At 38.0% G+C, this 19,615-nt stretch carries 26 protein-coding genes; 18 read left to right on the top strand and 8 right to left on the bottom strand.

What is annotated here, in order from left to right:
* Positions 1–392: 392 nt before the first annotated feature.
* Genes ACTL4S_RS12260 through ACTL4S_RS12250 form a run of 3 tightly spaced genes read right to left on the bottom strand, consistent with a single transcriptional unit; the run spans position 393 to position 3,609 of the window.
* A complete protein-coding gene (locus ACTL4S_RS12260) occupies positions 393–2,060 on the bottom strand; it encodes an SNF2-related protein (protein WP_129717107.1) in 1,668 nt (555 codons plus the stop codon).
* The gene (locus tag ACTL4S_RS12255) at positions 2,060–2,428 is read right to left on the bottom strand and encodes a hypothetical protein (RefSeq protein WP_005006108.1); all 369 of its coding nucleotides are present in this window, start codon (positions 2,426–2,428) and stop codon (positions 2,060–2,062) included. Before ACTL4S_RS12255 ends, ACTL4S_RS12260 begins: the two co-directional genes overlap by 1 nt.
* Positions 2,425–3,609: a SprT-like domain-containing protein gene (locus ACTL4S_RS12250; RefSeq protein ID WP_441299438.1), complete on the bottom strand. Its 1,185-nt coding sequence runs from the start codon at positions 3,607–3,609 to the stop codon at positions 2,425–2,427. The genes ACTL4S_RS12255 and ACTL4S_RS12250 overlap by 4 nt, the downstream gene beginning before the upstream one ends.
* 403 nt (positions 3,610–4,012) lie before the next feature.
* On the opposite strand from ACTL4S_RS12250, the gene ACTL4S_RS12245 reads away from it, so the two are divergent.
* Complete coding sequence (locus ACTL4S_RS12245) at positions 4,013–4,657, top strand: type I-E CRISPR-associated protein Cas6/Cse3/CasE (protein WP_207778890.1); 645 nt, start codon at positions 4,013–4,015, stop codon at positions 4,655–4,657.
* 76 nt (positions 4,658–4,733) lie between these two features.
* Complete coding sequence (locus ACTL4S_RS12240; protein ID WP_024160740.1) at positions 4,734–5,816, top strand: AcrVA2 family anti-CRISPR protein; 1,083 nt, start codon at positions 4,734–4,736, stop codon at positions 5,814–5,816.
* Positions 5,817–5,989: 173 nt separating this feature from the next.
* Here the strand turns inward: ACTL4S_RS12240 and ACTL4S_RS12235 are convergent, their stop codons facing one another.
* Positions 5,990–6,178: a hypothetical protein gene (locus tag ACTL4S_RS12235; protein ID WP_024160741.1), complete on the bottom strand. Its 189-nt coding sequence runs from the start codon at positions 6,176–6,178 to the stop codon at positions 5,990–5,992.
* A gap of 160 nt (positions 6,179–6,338) precedes the next feature.
* On the opposite strand from ACTL4S_RS12235, the gene ACTL4S_RS12230 reads away from it, so the two are divergent.
* Both ACTL4S_RS12230 and ACTL4S_RS12225 read left to right on the top strand, forming a co-directional pair.
* Positions 6,339–6,683: a hypothetical protein gene (locus tag ACTL4S_RS12230; RefSeq protein WP_024160742.1), complete on the top strand. Its 345-nt coding sequence runs from the start codon at positions 6,339–6,341 to the stop codon at positions 6,681–6,683.
* Positions 6,683–6,952: a hypothetical protein gene (locus tag ACTL4S_RS12225; RefSeq protein WP_024160743.1), complete on the top strand. Its 270-nt coding sequence runs from the start codon at positions 6,683–6,685 to the stop codon at positions 6,950–6,952. The genes ACTL4S_RS12230 and ACTL4S_RS12225 overlap by 1 nt, the downstream gene beginning before the upstream one ends.
* Before the next feature lie 79 nt (positions 6,953–7,031).
* Here ACTL4S_RS12225 and ACTL4S_RS12220 read toward each other — a convergent pair whose 3' ends face one another.
* On the bottom strand, positions 7,032–7,358 hold the full coding sequence (locus ACTL4S_RS12220; protein ID WP_024160744.1) for an H-NS histone family protein: 327 nt from the start codon (positions 7,356–7,358) through the stop codon (positions 7,032–7,034).
* A gap of 201 nt (positions 7,359–7,559) precedes the next feature.
* Between ACTL4S_RS12220 and ACTL4S_RS12215 the strand changes: the two genes are divergently transcribed.
* The 6 genes from ACTL4S_RS12215 to ACTL4S_RS12190 all read left to right on the top strand — a co-directional run bounded on the left by ACTL4S_RS12215 (position 7,560) and on the right by ACTL4S_RS12190 (position 12,120).
* Positions 7,560–8,369, top strand: a complete 810-nt coding sequence (locus tag ACTL4S_RS12215; protein WP_207778940.1) for a hypothetical protein — start codon at positions 7,560–7,562, stop codon at positions 8,367–8,369.
* A 227-nt stretch (positions 8,370–8,596) separates the two neighbouring features.
* On the top strand, positions 8,597–9,025 hold the full coding sequence (locus ACTL4S_RS12210) for a hypothetical protein (protein WP_024160914.1): 429 nt from the start codon (positions 8,597–8,599) through the stop codon (positions 9,023–9,025).
* Positions 9,025–9,918 (top strand): hypothetical protein, encoded by an 894-nt coding sequence (locus tag ACTL4S_RS12205; protein ID WP_441299437.1) that lies wholly within the window; start codon positions 9,025–9,027, stop codon positions 9,916–9,918. The genes ACTL4S_RS12210 and ACTL4S_RS12205 overlap by 1 nt, the downstream gene beginning before the upstream one ends.
* Positions 9,919–9,959: 41 nt before the next feature.
* Positions 9,960–10,385, top strand: coding sequence for a hypothetical protein (locus ACTL4S_RS12200; RefSeq protein ID WP_005006077.1), 426 nt, complete (start codon positions 9,960–9,962; stop codon positions 10,383–10,385).
* Positions 10,386–10,571: 186 nt separating this feature from the next.
* Positions 10,572–10,973 carry a hypothetical protein gene (locus ACTL4S_RS12195; protein WP_227557120.1) on the top strand — a complete coding sequence of 134 codons (402 nt, stop codon included), beginning with the start codon at positions 10,572–10,574 and terminating at the stop codon, positions 10,971–10,973.
* 685 nt (positions 10,974–11,658) lie between these two features.
* Positions 11,659–12,120 (top strand): hypothetical protein, encoded by a 462-nt coding sequence (locus ACTL4S_RS12190; protein WP_227609675.1) that lies wholly within the window; start codon positions 11,659–11,661, stop codon positions 12,118–12,120.
* Positions 12,121–12,224: 104 nt separating this feature from the next.
* Here ACTL4S_RS12190 and ACTL4S_RS12185 read toward each other — a convergent pair whose 3' ends face one another.
* Entirely contained in the window at positions 12,225–12,680 is a 456-nt protein-coding gene (locus ACTL4S_RS12185) for a hypothetical protein (RefSeq protein WP_005028529.1), read from the bottom strand.
* 197 nt (positions 12,681–12,877) lie between these two features.
* Between ACTL4S_RS12185 and ACTL4S_RS12180 the strand changes: the two genes are divergently transcribed.
* The 8 genes from ACTL4S_RS12180 to ACTL4S_RS12145 all read left to right on the top strand — a co-directional run bounded on the left by ACTL4S_RS12180 (position 12,878) and on the right by ACTL4S_RS12145 (position 18,446).
* Complete coding sequence (locus ACTL4S_RS12180) at positions 12,878–13,090, top strand: hypothetical protein (RefSeq protein ID WP_005006071.1); 213 nt, start codon at positions 12,878–12,880, stop codon at positions 13,088–13,090.
* 69 nt (positions 13,091–13,159) lie between these two features.
* Complete coding sequence (locus tag ACTL4S_RS12175) at positions 13,160–13,918, top strand: Fic/DOC family protein (protein WP_005028533.1); 759 nt, start codon at positions 13,160–13,162, stop codon at positions 13,916–13,918.
* A gap of 146 nt (positions 13,919–14,064) precedes the next feature.
* On the top strand, positions 14,065–14,628 hold the full coding sequence (locus tag ACTL4S_RS12170) for a hypothetical protein (protein WP_005006063.1): 564 nt from the start codon (positions 14,065–14,067) through the stop codon (positions 14,626–14,628).
* 43 nt (positions 14,629–14,671) lie between these two features.
* Positions 14,672–15,202: a hypothetical protein gene (locus ACTL4S_RS12165; RefSeq protein ID WP_024160755.1), complete on the top strand. Its 531-nt coding sequence runs from the start codon at positions 14,672–14,674 to the stop codon at positions 15,200–15,202.
* A 251-nt stretch (positions 15,203–15,453) separates the two neighbouring features.
* Positions 15,454–16,296, top strand: a complete 843-nt coding sequence (locus ACTL4S_RS12160; protein WP_077169165.1) for a hypothetical protein — start codon at positions 15,454–15,456, stop codon at positions 16,294–16,296.
* 12 nt (positions 16,297–16,308) lie between these two features.
* On the top strand, positions 16,309–16,623 hold the full coding sequence (locus ACTL4S_RS12155) for a hypothetical protein (protein WP_044111919.1): 315 nt from the start codon (positions 16,309–16,311) through the stop codon (positions 16,621–16,623).
* A gap of 72 nt (positions 16,624–16,695) precedes the next feature.
* The gene (locus ACTL4S_RS12150; RefSeq protein ID WP_005006052.1) at positions 16,696–17,172 is read left to right on the top strand and encodes a hypothetical protein; all 477 of its coding nucleotides are present in this window, start codon (positions 16,696–16,698) and stop codon (positions 17,170–17,172) included.
* A 176-nt stretch (positions 17,173–17,348) separates the two neighbouring features.
* Positions 17,349–18,446: an adenine nucleotide alpha hydrolase family protein gene (locus ACTL4S_RS12145; protein WP_441299436.1), complete on the top strand. Its 1,098-nt coding sequence runs from the start codon at positions 17,349–17,351 to the stop codon at positions 18,444–18,446.
* A 180-nt stretch (positions 18,447–18,626) separates the two neighbouring features.
* On the opposite strand, the gene ACTL4S_RS12140 is transcribed toward ACTL4S_RS12145, so the two are convergent.
* The gene (locus ACTL4S_RS12140; protein ID WP_077165880.1) at positions 18,627–19,097 is read right to left on the bottom strand and encodes an IS5/IS1182 family transposase; all 471 of its coding nucleotides are present in this window, start codon (positions 19,095–19,097) and stop codon (positions 18,627–18,629) included.
* The gene (locus ACTL4S_RS12135; RefSeq protein ID WP_101495474.1) at positions 18,989–19,462 is read right to left on the bottom strand and encodes a transposase family protein; all 474 of its coding nucleotides are present in this window, start codon (positions 19,460–19,462) and stop codon (positions 18,989–18,991) included. Before ACTL4S_RS12135 ends, ACTL4S_RS12140 begins: the two co-directional genes overlap by 109 nt.
* Positions 19,463–19,615: the final 153 nt, after the last annotated feature.

Raw genomic sequence — 19,615 nt, 5'->3', positions numbered from 1 at the left:
ACGATCTTTTAACGAAAGGGCCTGGCCATACCGAAGTTTTGTAGCAGAAGGAAGATCTGTACTGGTTTTGCCCGTGGCAAAGCCCAACCAAAAGACGTAATTTCCATCGCACAATAAACCTAAATTATCCTTTTCAAGCGCCACATACTTGATATAAGGATCATCTATTTGTGAGATCGAGGGGATATATTGATAGTCCACCTTTCATACTATATGTTTGCGAACGTGGTGCACGGCGATCGGTTGATCTATGGACCGTGCGTTATCCCATACTACCTGAGCTTGCTCTAAAGTATATACGTGCGCTTGATCAACTAAAACCAGGCCACCCAATATTTGAGCCGACATTATCTCTAAAACAAGCTAGGTAAAGTTCAGTCATAAAGTTTCTCTTAAGCTACTTTCTTATTCAGTATGTGTTCGGCTAAGCGCTTGATACCGCCACCGTCCGTAATTAAATGTTCAAATAATTCGCCATTCGGGTTTTTAACTCCTTCCAACTGGCCTTTTTTGATGCCTAAGACATCAGAAATAATTGGATCTGAACCCGAATCAGCCAACAAGTAATATGCCGAGATCTGTTTGATTTGACCGTCACGGTCTAAGCGACCAATACATTGATCATGAACACCAGGCGACCAATCCAACTCACCAAACACAAATGTTTTGCATTTTGAGTGGTACTGCAAGCCATCAAGCCCGGCAGATGAACGTAATGAACTAATGAAGACTTTGCTTTCATCATTCAAGAATGCTTGTTTAGAACGTTCCTTAGCTGCAGGTCCTTCCGTACCTGTATACATAACAGGATTGAATTCAGCCAAGCGTTCTAACCAAATGTTGTACACATCTCGATGCCAACCATAAAGCATGACTGATTCACCAGACTCAACAAGCATACGCACGAACTCAGCGACATACGGCGCTTTGGCGATACCTGTTGCTTGGCGCATCATAATATTGAATTCTTCTGTCGCACGAAGCTTTTGCCCTTGGAATTCCTGAGTAGAGCTTAAAATTACTTTTGCCAGTTCCATTGCCTTTCCCTTAATTTGATCCAGTACTTTAGGATCGCTTTCGACATATTGAGGGATGATTTGTACTGGCGGTAACTCTCGATTTACATCTGCTCGAGTACGGCGCAACATTAGACCTTCATCACGTAAAAACATCCCAAACGCTTTAGGATCATTAATACGTTTTTCTTGTGAACACCACTCACGAGCGAATTCAGTAGCGGTACCTAAGCTATCTGGACGCAATATTTCAATGATGTTGTAGAATTCATCACCGTAGTTATAAATCGGTGTAGCTGATAGACCGAGGCGTAATTCAGCTTGGTCACTAATGAGTTTAGCAGCGGAATACTTTTGCGATGTATAGCCAGTCCGTAACTCTTGGATCTCGTCAAACACTACGTACTTAATCTTTCCGGCAAGATATTCAGCCCAACCGTTCAACTTTGAATAACTGGTGATAATGACATCGGGTGCTGCTTCACCTTCTTTGTGCAATGGATAAGGCGATGCTTTCTTTAGGATGTGACATTTTAGGTGCGGAGCAAAGCGTTCAATTTCATTCTTAATTTGCATTGGAAGATGTGTCATTGTCACAAAAAGCGCCGGGAGCGATTCAGGTAGAATCATCGGACATATTCCACTCGCTGTTTTGCCAAGGCCCAAATCATCCCCCAAGAGCAAACCTTTAACATTAAGTAGTAGATCTGCAGCTGCTCTTTGATACTCATATGGAGGCACAGCAAGATCAAATGTTTTGATCGGACGTTTATAGTCCATCACATCCAAAATATCTTCTTTTAGCGACACATAAGCCTTAGATTGCGCTTTCATGTATTTAAGATCATCAACATGCATTGGATAACGTTCAATAAACCAAAGTAGGTCGTGACAATTAGACGGCGTATCGCTTAACTCAATAAATTTTGATGCATGTTGGCTGACTTGTGGGAATACACGCTTAAGTCGTGTTTTAACATGTGGTTCACATTCAATGTGCCAGTTTTTTTCTTGACGAGAAATGGTGCCGTAAGATTTAGACATTAGAAGACCCCCACTAAAATACGATGGCGGTAAATAAATTTATTGTTCAGTTGGATTGGAATGTTATTCACCCAATACGGTGTACCAACCACATAGAGCGCTTTTATGCTGTCATGGCTTAAATAACGATTGATCTGACGCAATAATGCGTTACGTGCACCATCTATTTTTAATTCAACACCCACCTTGCCGACATCTAGCTCAACAGTAAAATCAATGATGTCTTTATTTGATAGACGAACCTCACGTTCATACGGAATCTCATTGGCAATAAACATTTGCTCAATCGCGAGTTGTAAGTCTTTTTCGTTATAAAAACGGTATTTGTGTGAAGAAAACAGAATTCCAAGCTCTTCAATCGTTTTCATTCTGCATCCCCTTGGTCAGCTTTAGCAGCCTTTTTGTTTTTCTTCACCTGGCTTTTATCAATGGATTTTGACGGTACCAGTTCAACTTCACATTCAGTACACGACAATCTAAAAGTAGGACTACACGTTGCACCACGGCCACACTCAGGACACGCAAAAGATGCCCTAGTCTGTTTCTTAGGCTTAGGCTCAGGCTCTTCAAAATTGGCTAAACCAAGCTCTTGATAGAGTGTTTCACCGATCATAGTTTCTTTGAGTACAATAAACTCGTTATCATCGCCGTTTGGTTGTTCACCCTTATAAAGTTTAACAATCTTAGGTTCTGGTATTGGTTGGTCGTCATCATCTAGCGGACCTTCATCAAAAGCCGTTGGATAATAACCGCCAAGGTTTGCAGCGGTATTTGATATGTCGATTAGTCCGATCGCTACATCAAAGGGATTCATTGTAGTGGGAGTCGTTTCCTCTTCTTCATCACTTGTTGGGGTGGCATATCCAGTGAGGGTATCTGGTGCTTTTGACGGTTCGGCAACTGGCTTCTCTTTTTTAGGTGATTTCAAAGCTGAATTGATTTCATTGCCAAGTAAGGCAATATGAAATAGCTTTGGAGAAGCAGTCGGAATGGACTCCAACAACTGCACTTGCTCTTGAATCATTTCAAGACTGGAAATCGTTTTGGGTGCGTACTTGTCATACCATTTGATGATACGCCCTTCATCGACAAGCTCATTGCACACTTGAATAAACAAGCCATCAGGTACAACGATTTCGGTCATCTTCTCGCCTGTCGTGCGACCTTCTTTTGTGCCGTCATCAGTCATAATCAAACCGATCTCAAGCATAAATGTCGCAAACTCAGCATTGTGATATGAGCGTTTAGATAGCTCACCAAAAATGCTTTGTTTCATATGACACATCTCATGTGCATAGCATTTAAAAATGTTAAGCAATGGTTGGGTGCCAAAGTAATCAGGGTTAAGGGCCAGTTCGTGCGTATACGCCGTATCATCTTCTGTCGAAGCAAATCTATTCTCAGACCAATAACCGGTATTTTTGTTGATACGTTGAAGCGTAATCAAACAATCTGGTAATTCATTTTTGAATAGCCTTTCATTGAAACGGTCATACACCAACTGCAGTTCTTCATAAAACTGCAACGTAGTTCTATTCTTTATGTTCATTTTTCAGTCGTCCAAACAGGATCAAACTAGGTGTGGATTGTACAAAACAACGTTTAAAGTTTACGCACAGCTTAAAATACAGTCAATAGTTTAAAATAATCAGCAAAGCATATATTTTTTTAATAAAAAATTACAACACAAAAAATAAGTATCATTAAAGTGTAGGTTTAATAAATTGTGGTTGGTTTTCATAATATGAGTGTTACGCTTTACTTCCACACAAAACTGGTGTTCCTATATCAATTTTGAGGGTTTTAAGTATATTATAAGCCACTTTTGTTAAATGCACATAGAAGTTACTTTTAGCGTTTATAAATGCTGAATAATACCCTTATTGTCAATAAGGCGCTATTTAAAGGCAATGGTTCTTAATAATGCTGTTTATAGAAAACTGGATATCGAAATGAGTCTGAATAACATAAAACTAACAGCCAATTGTTTTGCCCTTACACATCCTGAAAATGAAAAGAACTTGTTCAAGTACATTTTTAGAGAAATGTTTAAACGAAATAAGGTCGAGACATTCTGTTCCGCAAAAGTCATATTTTTTACAGATGGCAAGCACATCTATTTAAGAACGTGCGTATCGGACGTCAAAATCCCAATGGCCAAAGAATACATTGAAATTTCGCACGGTCAGCAAATCACTGGAAAAATCATGGTTCCTCTTAACCGTGAATGTAGCTTTAACCGCCAAGAAATTGAAGAATACATTTCGGTCCACGGCGAAAAACCCAAAGGCAATTCAGGTAAGAAGCGTAAAAATCTAACTGGAGATGAAGCAGCCGAATTCACCAAAAACGCTCTTAGTAGCAAAGGTCTATTGGATGTCACTATAATTGAGCAACAATGTGGACCACAGCTCAGCATTTTGAATATTCCAGTCCAGACCATAGATATTTCATTTAGTGCGACTGTTGGGGATTTAGAGATATTTAAAACAGCATGGCTCAATGGTATTGGTCGTGATAAAACCTACGGCTTTGGAATGATCCGCTTAGATGGTACTTTGTTTACACCGCCTTGTAATAATAGTGCTCACGCCTAATCGAAAGGACTTTTAAAGTCCTTTTTTAAACGAAATTTTTCAGATATTGATCTGATGTAGATCCTGGTTGCTCAACATGAGAAATAAAGATTTAGATCCAAAGATAGGAATACCACTTAAAGTCATCACAGCGCGATTAGAACATGTGAAGTTTAACCTCAATGGCTTAATGAAACGTGTAGAAGCTTATGCGATCGCACGACAAAACAGTAAAGATCCGCACGAATGCCTAATCAGTGGTGATGAATGGACATATGCTGCACTAGATTGTCGAGATCCTATCTGGCGTGAACGAATGAAACGCACCAGTACCATTATGGGTGTTCAAGCCACTGGCCAAGAAATCCCACTCTCATTTATCAATCAGCTACCTTGCAACATTGGTGAAATCATTACCCTTGGCTCATGGAGCCTAACCAAAAATATTTATCGGTTTGAAGATCAAGTCATTCAAATGCTTGTAAAGACCGAATACAACCGCAGTATCCCCGGTTTCCTATTAAACCTACCTGATATTGCGATCTACGTTCAAACCGACAATGCCAATCTCTACGTGCAAAATGAACAAGTGGTCGGTGTTATTTTTGCGAAAAACACGTTGAACGATCGCAAGGTGCTATTTACCACGGTATATACCGATACTGGCTTAGCAAAAACCATTACCATGCACTTCCCTGATGATGATGATTTTGAATCAACTGTTGAGGACTGCATGACCGATTTCATTGATACGTTTTTTGATGAAAAGAACTTGCCTGATGAACAAGAAATTAACACGTTCATGGAACTGCAGAAGAAGCTAATCAATTTGATTCTATGGTTCAGCCAAAAAGAACCAGATCTCAGACCATTAACACCAGAAACAACACAAGCCAGGCCTAAATTAGAGCTGATTAAGCGTGAATTGCGTTTATTTGAGGCCAATAAGTACAAGCCGACTATTGTTGGTACCGAAACAAATAAAAAGATCAATGAAGCGATCCTAAAGCGCGATGAAGATCTAAAGTCTGGCAACTACAAAGGTACCAAAAAACCACATCCACGGATTCCTCACTGGAACTTTTACTGGTTGGGCAAACGTGGTACCAAAGAAAAATGGGTTAACCATTGGATACCATTTCAGATTGTTGGCGGTGTGCCTAAAGATAAAGGGCTCTAAGGAATAAGTTATAGAAATTTAAATTTCTTACCACTGGTAAATATAAGCATATATGTCAAGTAGAAATGCAAAAGTATTGGATTCCAACACTGATTCCGTAAAGCCAGTAAAAGCCACATGAAATAAGAAAGAGCCCTATGTTGGCTCTTATTTTGTTTTTGTAAATCTCAATTTTAACGCAGCGTGATTTTCACTTTACCAACACACTTTTTGTTTAGTGGGCGATTATTACTATCTACCCGTCTCAAATAGCCACATTGACTACAAGCAAAAGTATCATTACCTGAATCATTCGTAAATTTAAGCCAAATGTGACCATTGCCATCGTCTATATCTGTTTTAACGTATTTATCTAGATTCATGCTTAAACCTCTTAATAAGCTCACTCGATAATAACAATAGTTTTGCTTAGATAGTATTTTTCCAAAAGAAATTATTAGCAGATTTTATATATTTTTTAAGAAAAGTTTTTGAGCGCTTTTATTTATTAAAATTAAATTATTAAGCAAGGAGTTATAAAGCATGGCCAAATCAATAGACCAGTTATGGGGTGAATTACAGCAGATTCAATTTGATGAATCTAATTCCCTACCATGCGAATTCCATATCTGGAATAAAGGTGCATATCGCTATCAGATCCTAGATTGGTTTGAAGCAAATTCTGAAAATGGCGTATTAAGCTTGCAAGGCAAAACCTATACAACATTATGGGAAGAGTTTGGCAACACCCCGATAAACAATGATGATGAAATCGAAGAAGACTTTCATCTATGGGGCAAAGGTACAGACCGCTTCATTATCTGGCACTGGTTTGATGATCAATTAGAACACGGTGTAATTAGCTTAATTGAGAAAGGAGTTGCGTAATGGGATTATTTAGTTGCCCTCACTGTAATAGTGATATTGATACTAACGATAAAAAGTCTGGCCATCAGGTGAATGATGTAATTCAAGAAACCTTTTGTTCTGTTGACTGCAGTATTGAATATCTGGTGCATAACTCACAAATGATTGCAGTAGATCAATACGGAAGTTTGCCATTAAGCAATGAAAACCTGAATGAATTCATTGAAGCATTTTCTAATGAGGGTGTTGAAGATGATGTGTTAGAACACATCAAAGCTGAACTTTGTTAAGTAGTCGCGCACGTGCTCTAAACAACACTGACAATTGCATTTAAAAAAAGGGCTTAAATCATTTAAGCCCTTTTAATATTTATACGATAAGAAAACTTTCTAATGTTTTTCCAGATTCAATCTCACGATTTAACCAGGATGGACGTTTACCACGACCGGCCCACACTTCTTTGTGGTTATTCGGGTTGCGATATTTAGGATCTGCTTTAACCACTGGCTTTTTATTTAATTTACGATTTTCGCCGTGCTCATTTAATTCAAGAATAGTTAAGCCTAATTCTTTTGCGATCTCAAACATTTTGAGATAACCGTCATCAAGTTTCTTATTCTCTACTACAACAATTTGGTTTTGTGCCTTTTTAATTAGGTCTTCTAACTGGTCTTTACTTAGGTTTTCAACTTCCATAACTAATCTCGAAAATTTGGATATATCAAATATACACCAGTGCGTTTTGTTTACAACCGCATACGGTAGTTTTAATTGATTAAAATATTCAACTTATTCCATGGCTATTCTAATTTTTAAGCATAAGTTATTCCCACTTTAAATCCATTAATCTAAAAATACATTCAACCTGTTAGGTAAATTAATATGCACAAGTATCTCATGATGAATCTTGCGATTAACGAAACATCAGCACTACCAATTGGTATCCGTATTTGTGATTTTAATATCGGCTTATATGCCTCTAAGAAAATTTCAGAAGTGCCAGCTTTAATGGCATTGGTTAATTACACCCTGTTTAAGTATTCAAGCTATGAGAGTGAAGAACTTGAAGACATTAAAACCTTATTAGAAGAACATGATTTTAAAACTCGCTATGACTCTTGGGAAATCAGCGGTGATTCTTTTTACGTTTTGGGTTTTAAAGAAATTACAAAAGACGAGTTTGAATTATTGCAAAAACTTGACCTGTTGACCGTGGTAGACGAATACAACTACCACCATAAACTTTTGTCGAATCATGGTGAGCATAATTTTGACGAATATTTCAAAAACTTTAACGAGTCTAAAGAGCAAGAAATCTTGAAGCAGTTTAAAGACATTGCATTCAACCTAAAAAGTGATGCCCCTTTAAACTCGACATTTGCTCAAGACGTTATAGAGTTGCTGACTACCTACAAGTTTGGTACAGCTTTAGAACCTATCGACAGCACTCACAGCGATACAAGAAATCGTTCCTACTTTAGCCATACGCTTGAGGGTGACTTCGCATCTGGAGCTATTCAGGTCATTATTTCAAATTACAAAGAAACTGGCGTCAAAAACCCTTATTCAGTGATTGAGCCTTTAAATCTTGAAATTATGCTTGAAGATGAACAATGTTTTGATGATGAATATGCAAGTCTCGTTGTTGAATGCGAGTATGTGTTTAATCTTATTAAGACCGACTTATACACCAACACTTTTGAATAAACCAAGCCTTTAAGAGAGAAATCTCTTAAAGTTGCGCTTAAAAACGTAAACGATGTTTTTTTAATTGATTAAAAAAGGTTTTGAATTTTTAGCGCTGCAATGGCGCTCGTCATTATTAATTCTTTCTGGATGCTTAAATAAGTATTTTTTAAAAAAACTTTATCCGTTCATATTCTTAATATAATGAAACCTAATCAAGCAAATAGCTTAAAACTTGGAGAAAGCTCATGAATTTAAACCGTAATTTTTGCCCGATCGATTTTAACGAAGTTTACGGCAGTACTGACAATTTACCTTTGTTTTTGGTTAAAGCGTCACGCCAGGATTCTAACGATGACGAGCATAGTGAGTATTTCTTCATTCGAGCACCTCATGAGCACCGTTTAGCTTTCTTCCTTGCCCACATGTTCAAATCACATGTGGATAATGCCCTTTTGACCTTGGAAAACTTGGCTGAAGAAAATTATCAAAATATCCCTGAATTGGAAGAGTTGATGTCTTCATATGGTGTGATTGATGGCGTTGGCGTGGATACACTTTTTGATTTCCGCGCTAAGGAACTCACAGTTGATAAAGCGCTGGAGCTAGTCGAATTCATTGAAATTAACCCACTCAATACTGATATTGTGGGCTCACTATTCTTGGAGGCACTTTAATGAATAGTAGCTTTATCTTAATTAATGAAGCTATGTCGCCTATTCGTAAGAATACGGCGCTTTTGGAAACCCTGTTATCTATGATCAGTACTGCAGATCAAGACCACGGCGACCAAAGCCCAAGCTTCCACATTAATATCCATGCTGGTATTGAATTGCCTGATCATGAAATTGCATATACCACTTTAAAAGGTTTTGCAGAGCTGACCGAAGATCATAATCTTTGTATCTATATGAATCCTGAGCTGTCAGAAAATGGCTTTATGTTGCTATCCACTCAAAACGTGGTACCTGATTGCTATGACAATTCTATCTTTGTAGATCTGTCGAATCAGTTATGCAACTTCTTCAATCAAGAAGTACAGCAGTTAAACGATCAAGCGCAAACGGCGTTAAAGCTGTTGTTACAGCATAAAATCAATGGAACAGCGATTCGCACGTTCAACCCTGAACAATTGCAGATCTTACAGAAAATCGCTGCATTAGATAGCTTCATGCTCGATGACCAGCGCGATTGGTTTTACTTTTCCGAAGTGACCATTGATAACGCCTATAAAGACATGAAAAAAGGTTTAGAACTGTTGGTTCTCAACGAAGATATTAAGGATGCACTTAAACAGCTACTTGATGCAAACAACATGGAGTTTTGTGATTTACCAATACTCGTGGTTTTGTATCCCCTACTGGTTAAGTCTGAAGAAAATAACGAACTGGTACAGGCTTGCTTAAGTCATCTCATTGGCAACAACTTAATCAATGAGCCGTTTATTGCTGGTGTACAACTTGAAGCTGGTGCATTTAATAGCGAAATGAACACCTATACTTTATTGCCACACATGAAAGCAGTAAAAGAATTGCTGATAGATATTGAAGCAGATCTCACAAAAGTTTAACCGTTTTACCTGAGCTCATTGCTCAAAACCTTGGAGTTGTTATGGATACTATTGTTCGCGTTAAATCAGTTGGTGTTTTAGGTCTATCATCTAAAATCACGACATTTGTAATCGACATCGAGCTTGATGGCGGTAAATTAAAAATTGAAGATCAATTGCTTCATTTTAAGAATACTTTACGTACAAGCTATCGAGAATATGATGAAAGTTTAGCGATCGTAAACAATAAGGCTATACTTTCCAATTTAGACAATGCAGTAAAACCAAACGAATTGCATGCTTTAGTTGATGATTATATCGACTCAGTTTGGGTAACAGATGCCAATAAAAACACCACTCAACAGCGCCGTGCGTCACTTGGTTTGCACAATCCAACGATAAAAGACAAAGGTGTTTTGAAAGAAGCCCTTTTAAGTGAAGTGAAGTTAGCCTACAAAAACTATATCAATCAGAACGTAGAAGCCTGATCAGATCGGAAGTATGTTGCGACCAGCATACTTCTTTTTTTTTGAACCTTAGCCTAGAATCATCCAATATCATCGCTTCATACCAAGAAAATCATGCCATATCTCATATATTTAATGTTCCTTGCGTTTGCAAGCGCCGTAATTTTAGTGAAAAAGGCTTATGGTCTTAACATCTAATTATTTGCAATGGGGATTGTCGTCATCATTGGACAATTGGCAATTTTTTGTTTTATCAACGCAGCGATTAACATCAACAATGAAAAACAACATCGCAATGCCGTCAAAACCTTGCACTATGGCGCTTCATTTTCATTAATTGTGGTCACTACACAGGTCTATTTATATAAGTATGTGTTGCACAAACAGGAATATTTGACCATGGCAATTTACTTTTTAGGAACGTGGTTTGCAATCACCCTTTTAGACTCAGTGTTTAAGTTGATCAAAGTTGGTATTTTTAATAGCAAGAAAGACAGTGCTGAAGTTGTGAACTCAACGCGTAAAGTGACGGTAATTACATTAGCGATCTGTATGTTTGGGTATTACTTATTTAGCAAATATGCATTAAACATTAACGTACTAAACTAGACATCTTGTAAGGAAAACCGCACCTAATACACAAGCGCAATAACCAGAAAAAAAGAACATCCTTTTAATTATTGCGCTAATCTTTTCCGTCACAGCACTGTTATAAACAAAAAACACAATCATAAACATTAAACCGATCGTGCAGGCGAATAAGGTAAAACCAATTAAATAAGTAAAAGCAAAGTCAAAGTTTAATACCACTGGAAAACCAATAGATACAGCCATTAAAGCTATTGTACTTGATGCATTCATATCTTAAAGCCCATCTAGCAACTGGCTTAATCGTAGCGATAAATAAGGTTTAAAACTGAAACTTTATGATTGAGATTGGTCAATGCACATTACCAAAATGTGCTTGGTATATACCAGAAAGCAAAGAACCAGACGCAAAACGCCTGGCTCTTTAAAACTGAAAGGTGAATAAAAAAACACAAAACACTTGAACGCATTTCTTATTCAAGGTCAGTTTAATTAGATTTTTTGCCCTTGTCTATGTAATGTAAAAGTGGACAGCATTAAAACAATCTATATTTTTTGAAAAAAGTTTTAAAAATGTACAGTGAAATATAATGAATGTATGAGCTCAATGCTCACCATTTGGAGAAATTATATGAACTTTGAAATCTTATCTAAAACAAAAGTTGTCGGTCTACAAGAAGATTCTCTCACCTCTTTTCAAAATTTTATGTTAGAAAATATTGCATGGGATAGCCAAGTCCGTGCTGATTATTACCAGTCAAATAAGAATACTGTACTGCTGGAGCTACCAGTACGTTTACGCCGTGACATTCAAATCGAAAACATCAACGGCGCTTTAGATGCACAAGTTAATTTTGAGCTGATCTACAAGCAAGACCAAGGCAAGTTGGTATCTTCATTGGTCGTTGATACGCAGTACTTGTTATGTATAGATGATCAGGATATTGATCTTTGGTCAATCGACAGCGAACTCAGTTTCTTACAAGAAGCTGACCGCAATCACCTTAAGAAGCTTATGCGTCATTGCGATGATCGTTTCCATGCGTGGATGCGCGAGATTAAGTCTTACTTCAATCGTTTGACAGTACAGCCGTTGCATCTTGATATGCAGATCAAAATACGCAAGATCGTAGGCTATACAGCGGTGCTACCTAAGACCTTTCCATAAGGTTTTAGGTGTCAGTATAAAAACAAATAGACCGCAATTAAGCGGTCTATTTGTTTTTGCCTAAAACGGCGTTAACAGATCTATGTAATATTTAGCCCTTAAAACTATTGGCAAGTATCTGAATAACGCTCAGCACTTCCAAAGAATGATTTACCCTGATTGTCCACGATGTCTACATACAGATCTGGTTTAACTGGAGCATTGGCGAATACAGAGCAATAAAACGGATGAATCTTTTCATTCACAAAGCGGTTTAAAGAGTCAGTTTCATCAGAAGAGTATTTATCTGCAGTTTTGCTAGACATCTGAACGTTCATATTAAAGTGTTTTGAATACTTCACTTTTTTAAGTACCGCACCAGTTTCAATCTGGTACGGTGTTTTAGTGTTAAGTAAACGCTCAACTTTACGTTTGTTTTCAGCAGTAGGAGAAAGCGCAACAGCAGATTTTAAGCTGTTTGTATTCAGGTTATTTAAAGAACTATTAGCTAAAACAGCGCACGACATAGACACTGAGATTATTGCAACTGCAAATAGTTTTAGTGTTTTGAATACGTTCATGTTTAACGACTTTCCTGTATATACTTAAATTATATACTTAATATACGATATTTGATTTTTTTGGAATTTTAATCTTATTTGATTTTGTTAATCGGTATATACCAATAAGATTGTTTATACGCAATTTAGCAAGAATCGCCCCCTTGTTTGGGGTTACAATTATTGTAATTTACAGATTGTTGATACAGGAAACCGATATGTCTGAAGAAGTGAAATACGAAGACCGTGTACGTGCTGCATACCGTTCTGCTCAAGGCAATGTAGCTCAAGAGTTCTCCCCTCACATTGTTAAAGCATGTGAAGCATCATCAAACGCACGTATGGAGCGCTTAGCAACTGGTCAAACAACATTTGACGAGGAAGAAGCTGCATTGATGAAGAAATGGAATGCACTTAAAAACAAAGCCTAATCATCGCGAATACAACCTAATCTAGCTTACAGCGGATTACCAAACCCAATCACTCATAAGTAGAACAATATGGACGATAAACTTGAGTTTTATTTAGATGCGAAAGACATCTTATCTCAACCTACCAGTTGCCAAGCGCAAGGCGACTATAAAAAGGCACTGGAAAAAGAAATCACGGAACATCGAATAGCGAAAATGGAAATTTCGCCGTTACGTGGCAATTACGATCTCGACCACCTCTCTAAAATCCATGAAAAAATCTTTGAGCATATTTACGATTGGGCTGGAGAAGTGCGTCTGGACGACATTTCTAAACGTGCGATCGACCCGAACGGTAATTATGAAATCGGTCATTTCCTAGATAAAAACCTGATCCCTGATGAACTGAATAATTTCTCACAGGCGGTTAAAGAAAAAGACCACCTGAAAGGTTTGGACAAAGACCAGTTTGTGAAAGAGTTCACTCAGCTTTATGCCAAGTTAAATGAAGCTCACCCTTTTGAAGAGGGTAACGGTCGCGCTGCTAAACTGATGATGAACCAGCTGGCGAATGATGCTGGTTACACCATGGTATATAGCAAGGTCGCCGTATCAGATTGGAACTATGCGTTTAAACGTTCACTGACAGATCAAGAGCTTTATGTCGGTGAAAACTATGAAAACCTAGAACCGATGGAACAAGACCTCTCTTACCTTTTAAAAGTCATGGACAATATCATTGAACCATACGATCTAGTCCTGAAGCTTGAAAATACGGAAGAACAAGAGCAAGAACAGGAAAATGACCAGGATAAATCAAATGATGATGATTCACCGAGTTACGGATAATTAGATTAATCTGTATACGATGGCTTTTAATTGATTAAAAGATTCTTGAAAAAAGAATCTTTTTTTTTTGAGAAAAATTTATAATGAAGTGACTCAGATTAAAATAAAACCTTAGGAAAATATTGTCCGAAACTTGGAGATGAATAATGAATAACGCAGCACATCAATTTGCAAATAAAGTGGTCGCTCAATACCAATTTACAAACGGAAGTGATTCAAGTCTGAATCATTTAATTATCGGCAACAGCACCGCAGAAATTATCGACACCTTAATTTATATGCTTTTCTCAAGCCATGCTGAAACCTATGACGATGGCGTTGTTTGGTTTAAATCAGTGGACGCAATTAATGTTGAGAAGTCTTACATTACTTACAACAGTCGTGAAAACTGCATTTTTGCTTATTTTGTGTTTGATAAAAATCCATTAATGCTGAAAACAACCACATTGCATATTGATAATGTTTGTTACTTTGGATGTGAAAGCGACACCACCAATAAAACCATCGAATTTTTAGAAAAATTCAAAGTTCGTGTATCCCTTGCTAAAGAGTGCCACAAGTTCAAATTCAATACTGAGCATCATGAAACCTTGATGCATGAAACCATCAAAACCTTAAAAACTATCTATGAAGAACATAACGACATGGATGCCGAAAAGTTATCTCAACACCATGACACAACTCATTTAGTTAACACATTTCTTGCTTAACCGTACACCATACAATAAACAAAACCCGAAAAAGGATATAACAATGCTATTAGGCGCTTTAAAACAATCTCTAAGCTCAGTCATCGACATGAACCGCTACACCGCCCTTTGCTCACATGTGGAGGGTGAAAACTTGCCGTTATGCGCTCAATTTCGTGTACTTAAATATATCTTTGGTGAGCATGGTCTAAGCGCACTTAAAAATTACAAAGAAGTTGAACACATTGACGAAGCCTTTTTGAAAAAACACTTCCTACGCATGATGAACTATGACTTTGAAGCAGTCATATACCTTGCTATGGTCGGCATGCGCGAACTTATCTTAGAAGCTGATGCTTTTGACCATGACGGCGAACAAAACGCCCAAAATGAGCTTAAACAAGCATTCCAATACGTTTCAGAAAATGACGTTCGTAATTTTGCTTATGTCACTCACATGGGCTATTCAGAAAAGTATTTCAACTGGAATATCATTCGCCACCAGTCTAAAGATGAAGCGGATAATCCCCTCACCTTTTGGTTATTTAAGAATGCAATGTATTCACTATTTTTCAACTTAGCCAATCGGAAATAATGCCCCAACTCATTAAGAGTATTTAAGTCCGAACTTAAGTACTCTTTTTTTTGCATTAGAAAAATAGACCGGTATATACGCCGTCTAAGCATGGCTTAAAACGTATACGATGATTTTAATTGATTAAAAATATTTCAAATATCCATTACGTGTTTTAGGTCGGTTAATCAATTCCAATAAAGTTATTCATTAGTATTTTTTAAATAAAATGGCTCTATCGAAAGCAATTGCTTAAAACTTGGAGTCCTGTAATGAATCAACTTGATAAGCTAAATCATTTAAAAAATATCATCAAGCAAGTACCACATGAGCGTTTTGATCTGGATTTATGGCGCACGATCCCTGGTACCGACAATATGACTTTTGCTCAACTTATAAATAGTGATGCTAATTGTTGCGTCATAGGTTGGGCGACAGCTGATGAAACATTTAAAAGACTTAACTTCATGATGTTAGACGGCGTTCCCCTTTATGCACCATTCCGTGCGAATACTGGTGAACCATTCACTTATGAAGAACTCAAAACAAATGTTGTTTATCGCGGTTCTGAAGCAGTACGTGAGTTTTTTGGACTCAATTATGAAGATGTCGATCATATTATTTTTGAGAGCAACTACGCTTTTGAAGACCCAATCAAAGACGAGATTATTGATCATATCAACCATGTTATTGATCGTGTAAACATCCGTCCACAAGACCTTGACCATTTGTTATCTAGCTCAATTGTTGCACTGGATAAAGAAGTCCGTGAGTTCACTTTAAATGATGATGAAGTCCGTGAAATATCTGTTGTGGTTGATTGCTTCAATAAGTTTTTCCCCGATGGTGCTTATCTTGAGTTTATTGCTACGGTCAACGTACCAGGTGATTGTGATCCACTGGAATACATCGCCAGCAATTACAACATTAAAGAGCCATTAGCTTTCGTTCCTAAGCCAAATGAAGCATTAGAAGAATATCTGGAAACATACCCGATCGAATATCTCATGCATAACTGGCAAGAGGATTTCATTTCGCCGTATGACGAAATCATTAATCAACGTTTAACGCACATCGCATTGCAAAATTTAAATAACGCAAAAGCAGTTCAATAAGGAAACCTACCCATGACAATTGAAAATCCGCAACTCGTCAGTGCCATCAACGAACTTGGCTTTTACTTGCCACAGCAAGTACAACAGATACCGAACACCACAGAAGCCGGGTTTCGTGTGTATGTGATCGATACAGCAAAACATACCAACATCGAGGCACTAATTAGTGCTATTGAGAATGTCAGTATCACTTCACAGCCCTTTTATTTTCAAGATGATTACGACATGGGCGTGTTTTTTGAGGGATTTAGTTTCTTCTTGCCTATGCTCATTACACAAGACAGTGATGCACCTTTACCACTGTTCTTAATTCAACTGGATTTGTAAGTCCAACAGCGGTACGTGCGCCAGTATGTACCGCTACCCCTTTTGGCACACCGCCTAAAACTTGGAGCAGATATGAACAAAGCAACGACCGTTGAGCGTTTAGAAAAGCTGATTGAGCTAGTGATCGAGGTCATTCCTGATGAAAGCTTTGATTTCGACATTTGGCGTGATTATGACGCAAGCCATACAGAACAACACACCGATTTCTTTTCAGGTTTCACCACTGAAGAATTGTTAGATAAAAATATTGTAGGATGCCTGATTGGTTGGGCTACGTCTGTCGAGTATTTCCAAAATCTAGGTTTCAATTTTCATGGTTCTGTTGGGCCAATCTTCATGTATGAAAAAATACTCAGCAATGAAGAGCTAAAAGATGCGCCTGTTGTCACTGTACCAGTCGTTTACCAGTGGAAAGCAGTACGTGAGTTTTTTGGCATCACTCAGGAAGATGCTTTGGTGATGTTTAGCTATGACAATTACGACCAGGCCAAAATTGATAAGGACACAATGATTCGATTTATTGAACGCATCATCCAAAAATATAAGTAACCACCGAAACGGCGCAATGCCGTTTTGCTAGACGTTATAACCGCTTACGATGATTTTAATTGGTTAAAATATTTTCAATATTTTTAAATTTTGAGAAAAGTTTTTCCCCTGGTACACCCCTCTATACTTAATCCATAGCAAGCAAGGCACAAAGCCTTAAATCTGGAGTAAGTCGAATGAATACAGCGCATAAGTACGATGATCAAGTCATCATCCCAACAATAGCCGGGCAACTGGAGTTGCTGTCTGGTACCGATCTAAACAAAGAACTGGCTGAGCATGTTTTTCATGAAGCACCAGACATCGATCTAAGTATCTATGACATTTTTATTGTCTGCTTAAGTGGCGGTAAGGATTCGATTGCAGCGTATTTGCGCTTACTGGAGGCTGGAGTAGATAAAAGCAAAATTGAGCTTTGGCACCACAAAATTGATGAAGAAAACCAGCCGTTCATGGATTGGGTGTTCATGGAAAACTATACCAAAGCATTCGCTCAGGCATTCGACACACCATTGTACTTCAGTTGGCTCGAGGGCGGTTTCCTTGGCGAAATGCTCAAAGAAAACAGCTACTCAAAACCCCACTTCGTAGAAACACCAGAGGGCTTAATTAAGCTTGAACGCGACAACAACCCCAGTAAACCAGGCACACGCTTGAAGTTCCCACAACAAGCAGCCAGCCTCATGACGCGCTGGTGTTCTTCAGCGTTAAAGATCGATGTCGGACGCAGAGCATTGAACAACCAAGAACGCTTTGACGGCAAGAACATTTGTTTTATCACTGGTGAACGCCGTGAAGAGTCACCAAACCGCAGTAAGTACAACCAGCTAGAACCGCACCCATGCGACCGTAGAAGCGGTAAGAAAGCAAGACGCGTTGACTGGTGGAAGAACGTGCTTCACTTCACTGAAGAGCAAGTATGGGCGTTACTGGAGAAGTACAAGGTTACGCCACCAGTGCCATATCGCTTAGGTTGGGGCCGTAGCTCATGCATGACCTGTATCTTCAACAGTCCTAAAATCTGGTCAACCATCAGCACCTACTACCCTGAACGCGCTCAGCTGATCGCTGGTTATGAACAAAAGTTTGACTGTACGATCAGTCGCTCAAAGCTCGATGTCGTCAGTCTGAGCAATGGCATTGAGCCATTCGACATTCAGGATATGGAAGCACTGGTACAGTCCAAAATTGAAAGTTATTACCTACCAGTGTTCACGGATAACTGGACGGTTCCACCAGGCGCATTCAACAAGGAGGGTTGTGGATCGCTGTAAATTAGGGTGCCATTTGGCACCTTTTTAGGATGAAAACCGCAAGCGATGTTTTTTAATTGATTAAAAATGGTTTGGAATAATTTTGTTTTTGAATAAGTTTTTGACACCACCTGTCAGCATAAAATGATTTTAAACCAATCAATATGAGATGATAGACTTCCTTCATAAATCATTTTTCAATCAATTTAATAGTTTATCTTTCACCCAATCTAAATTGTATATGCCAGCAAGTAAATTAAACCGCAGGTTTAATCGTTTACGACGATTTCTATATACACAAGATAAAATCTTAAAACATTTCATCCTTCCAAATACATGCTCTACTTGAATTCGTCTACGACCAATCTCTTTATTTAACTTTTTTAATTCAGAATCTAGTTTTTCAGTTTTCTTTGCTTTAGATGGCATGAGGCATCCAAAACCCAATTTCTTTATCCCTAAATACCCCTTATCAACGATAAAAAAGGGCTTAAATTTTAATTTCCTCATGCTTTTTTTAAATATTTTAAAATCATGCATGCTTCCATGACTTCCACATACACTCAGTATTTCACCTGTTGTATAGTGCATAGATAGCTGAAATTTAAAGGTATGTCGCTTTTTTTTACCGCTATACCATTTCTTCTGTTTTTTTTTGGACGTTGAACTAATATTTCAGTTGCATCAATCACAACAACTTCCCAATCCACTTCATCTCGATTAGGAAGTTGTTTTGGCAAGTTAAATTTTCCAGAACGGATTAAGGTATCTTCAATAACACGTGTGATACGAATTGCACTCGTTTCAGATACACCGTAACTCATACCAAGATGGAAAAATGTTCGATATTCTCTCCAATATTCTATACATAAGAGCAAACGATCTTCCAACGGTAATTTATGCGGTCGTCCTTTACCAATATGACGGGGTAACTGCTTATTTATCTCGGCCAGCATGAGGTTAAATGTAGCCCAACTAACACCGGTAAGCCTACGAAACTTAACGTCTGATAATTTTTGAATATCTTTGAATTTCATCCAAGGATTATCCCTTGAATTAAATAATTTTGCTGATTAATTGTAAGCGTCCGCTGAATCCCATGCCTATTTTTTAATTTGAGTTGGATTTCCAGCGGTGTGGCAGTAATTCTTCTATTTGGGTCACTTTATGTGTCGGCAACCTTTTCAGAA

Source organism: Acinetobacter lwoffii, assembly GCF_052078135.1.
Taxonomy (GTDB): domain Bacteria; phylum Pseudomonadota; class Gammaproteobacteria; order Pseudomonadales; family Moraxellaceae; genus Acinetobacter; species Acinetobacter lwoffii_Z.
This window is presented reverse-complemented; position numbering and strand designations above follow the sequence as displayed.

Bases quoted from the DNA above. Each gene is read 5' to 3' on its own strand.
- ACTL4S_RS12160 (WP_077169165.1), top strand. From the start codon at position 15,454: ATGAATCAACTTGATAAGCTAAATCATTTAAAAAATATCATCAAGCAA.
- ACTL4S_RS12240 (WP_024160740.1), top strand. From the start codon at position 4,734: ATGAGAAATAAAGATTTAGATCCAAAGATAGGAATACCACTTAAAGTC.
- ACTL4S_RS12190 (WP_227609675.1), top strand. From the start codon at position 11,659: ATGTTAGAAAATATTGCATGGGATAGCCAAGTCCGTGCTGATTATTAC.
- ACTL4S_RS12165 (WP_024160755.1), top strand. From the start codon at position 14,672: ATGCTATTAGGCGCTTTAAAACAATCTCTAAGCTCAGTCATCGACATG.
- ACTL4S_RS12245 (WP_207778890.1), top strand. From the start codon at position 4,013: ATGAGTCTGAATAACATAAAACTAACAGCCAATTGTTTTGCCCTTACA.
- ACTL4S_RS12235 (WP_024160741.1), bottom strand. From the start codon at position 6,178: ATGAATCTAGATAAATACGTTAAAACAGATATAGACGATGGCAATGGT.
- ACTL4S_RS12150 (WP_005006052.1), top strand. From the start codon at position 16,696: ATGAACAAAGCAACGACCGTTGAGCGTTTAGAAAAGCTGATTGAGCTA.
- ACTL4S_RS12200 (WP_005006077.1), top strand. From the start codon at position 9,960: ATGGATACTATTGTTCGCGTTAAATCAGTTGGTGTTTTAGGTCTATCA.
- ACTL4S_RS12230 (WP_024160742.1), top strand. From the start codon at position 6,339: ATGGCCAAATCAATAGACCAGTTATGGGGTGAATTACAGCAGATTCAA.
- ACTL4S_RS12155 (WP_044111919.1), top strand. From the start codon at position 16,309: ATGACAATTGAAAATCCGCAACTCGTCAGTGCCATCAACGAACTTGGC.
- ACTL4S_RS12225 (WP_024160743.1), top strand. From the start codon at position 6,683: ATGGGATTATTTAGTTGCCCTCACTGTAATAGTGATATTGATACTAAC.
- ACTL4S_RS12255 (WP_005006108.1), bottom strand. From the start codon at position 2,428: ATGAAAACGATTGAAGAGCTTGGAATTCTGTTTTCTTCACACAAATAC.
- ACTL4S_RS12205 (WP_441299437.1), top strand. From the start codon at position 9,025: ATGAATAGTAGCTTTATCTTAATTAATGAAGCTATGTCGCCTATTCGT.
- ACTL4S_RS12175 (WP_005028533.1), top strand. From the start codon at position 13,160: ATGGACGATAAACTTGAGTTTTATTTAGATGCGAAAGACATCTTATCT.
- ACTL4S_RS12215 (WP_207778940.1), top strand. From the start codon at position 7,560: ATGATGAATCTTGCGATTAACGAAACATCAGCACTACCAATTGGTATC.
- ACTL4S_RS12260 (WP_129717107.1), bottom strand. From the start codon at position 2,060: ATGTCTAAATCTTACGGCACCATTTCTCGTCAAGAAAAAAACTGGCAC.
- ACTL4S_RS12210 (WP_024160914.1), top strand. From the start codon at position 8,597: ATGAATTTAAACCGTAATTTTTGCCCGATCGATTTTAACGAAGTTTAC.
- ACTL4S_RS12180 (WP_005006071.1), top strand. From the start codon at position 12,878: ATGTCTGAAGAAGTGAAATACGAAGACCGTGTACGTGCTGCATACCGT.
- ACTL4S_RS12185 (WP_005028529.1), bottom strand. From the start codon at position 12,680: ATGAACGTATTCAAAACACTAAAACTATTTGCAGTTGCAATAATCTCA.
- ACTL4S_RS12170 (WP_005006063.1), top strand. From the start codon at position 14,065: ATGAATAACGCAGCACATCAATTTGCAAATAAAGTGGTCGCTCAATAC.
- ACTL4S_RS12250 (WP_441299438.1), bottom strand. From the start codon at position 3,609: ATGAACATAAAGAATAGAACTACGTTGCAGTTTTATGAAGAACTGCAG.
- ACTL4S_RS12195 (WP_227557120.1), top strand. From the start codon at position 10,572: ATGGGGATTGTCGTCATCATTGGACAATTGGCAATTTTTTGTTTTATC.
- ACTL4S_RS12145 (WP_441299436.1), top strand. From the start codon at position 17,349: ATGAATACAGCGCATAAGTACGATGATCAAGTCATCATCCCAACAATA.
- ACTL4S_RS12220 (WP_024160744.1), bottom strand. From the start codon at position 7,358: ATGGAAGTTGAAAACCTAAGTAAAGACCAGTTAGAAGACCTAATTAAA.
- ACTL4S_RS12135 (WP_101495474.1), bottom strand. From the start codon at position 19,462: ATGAAATTCAAAGATATTCAAAAATTATCAGACGTTAAGTTTCGTAGG.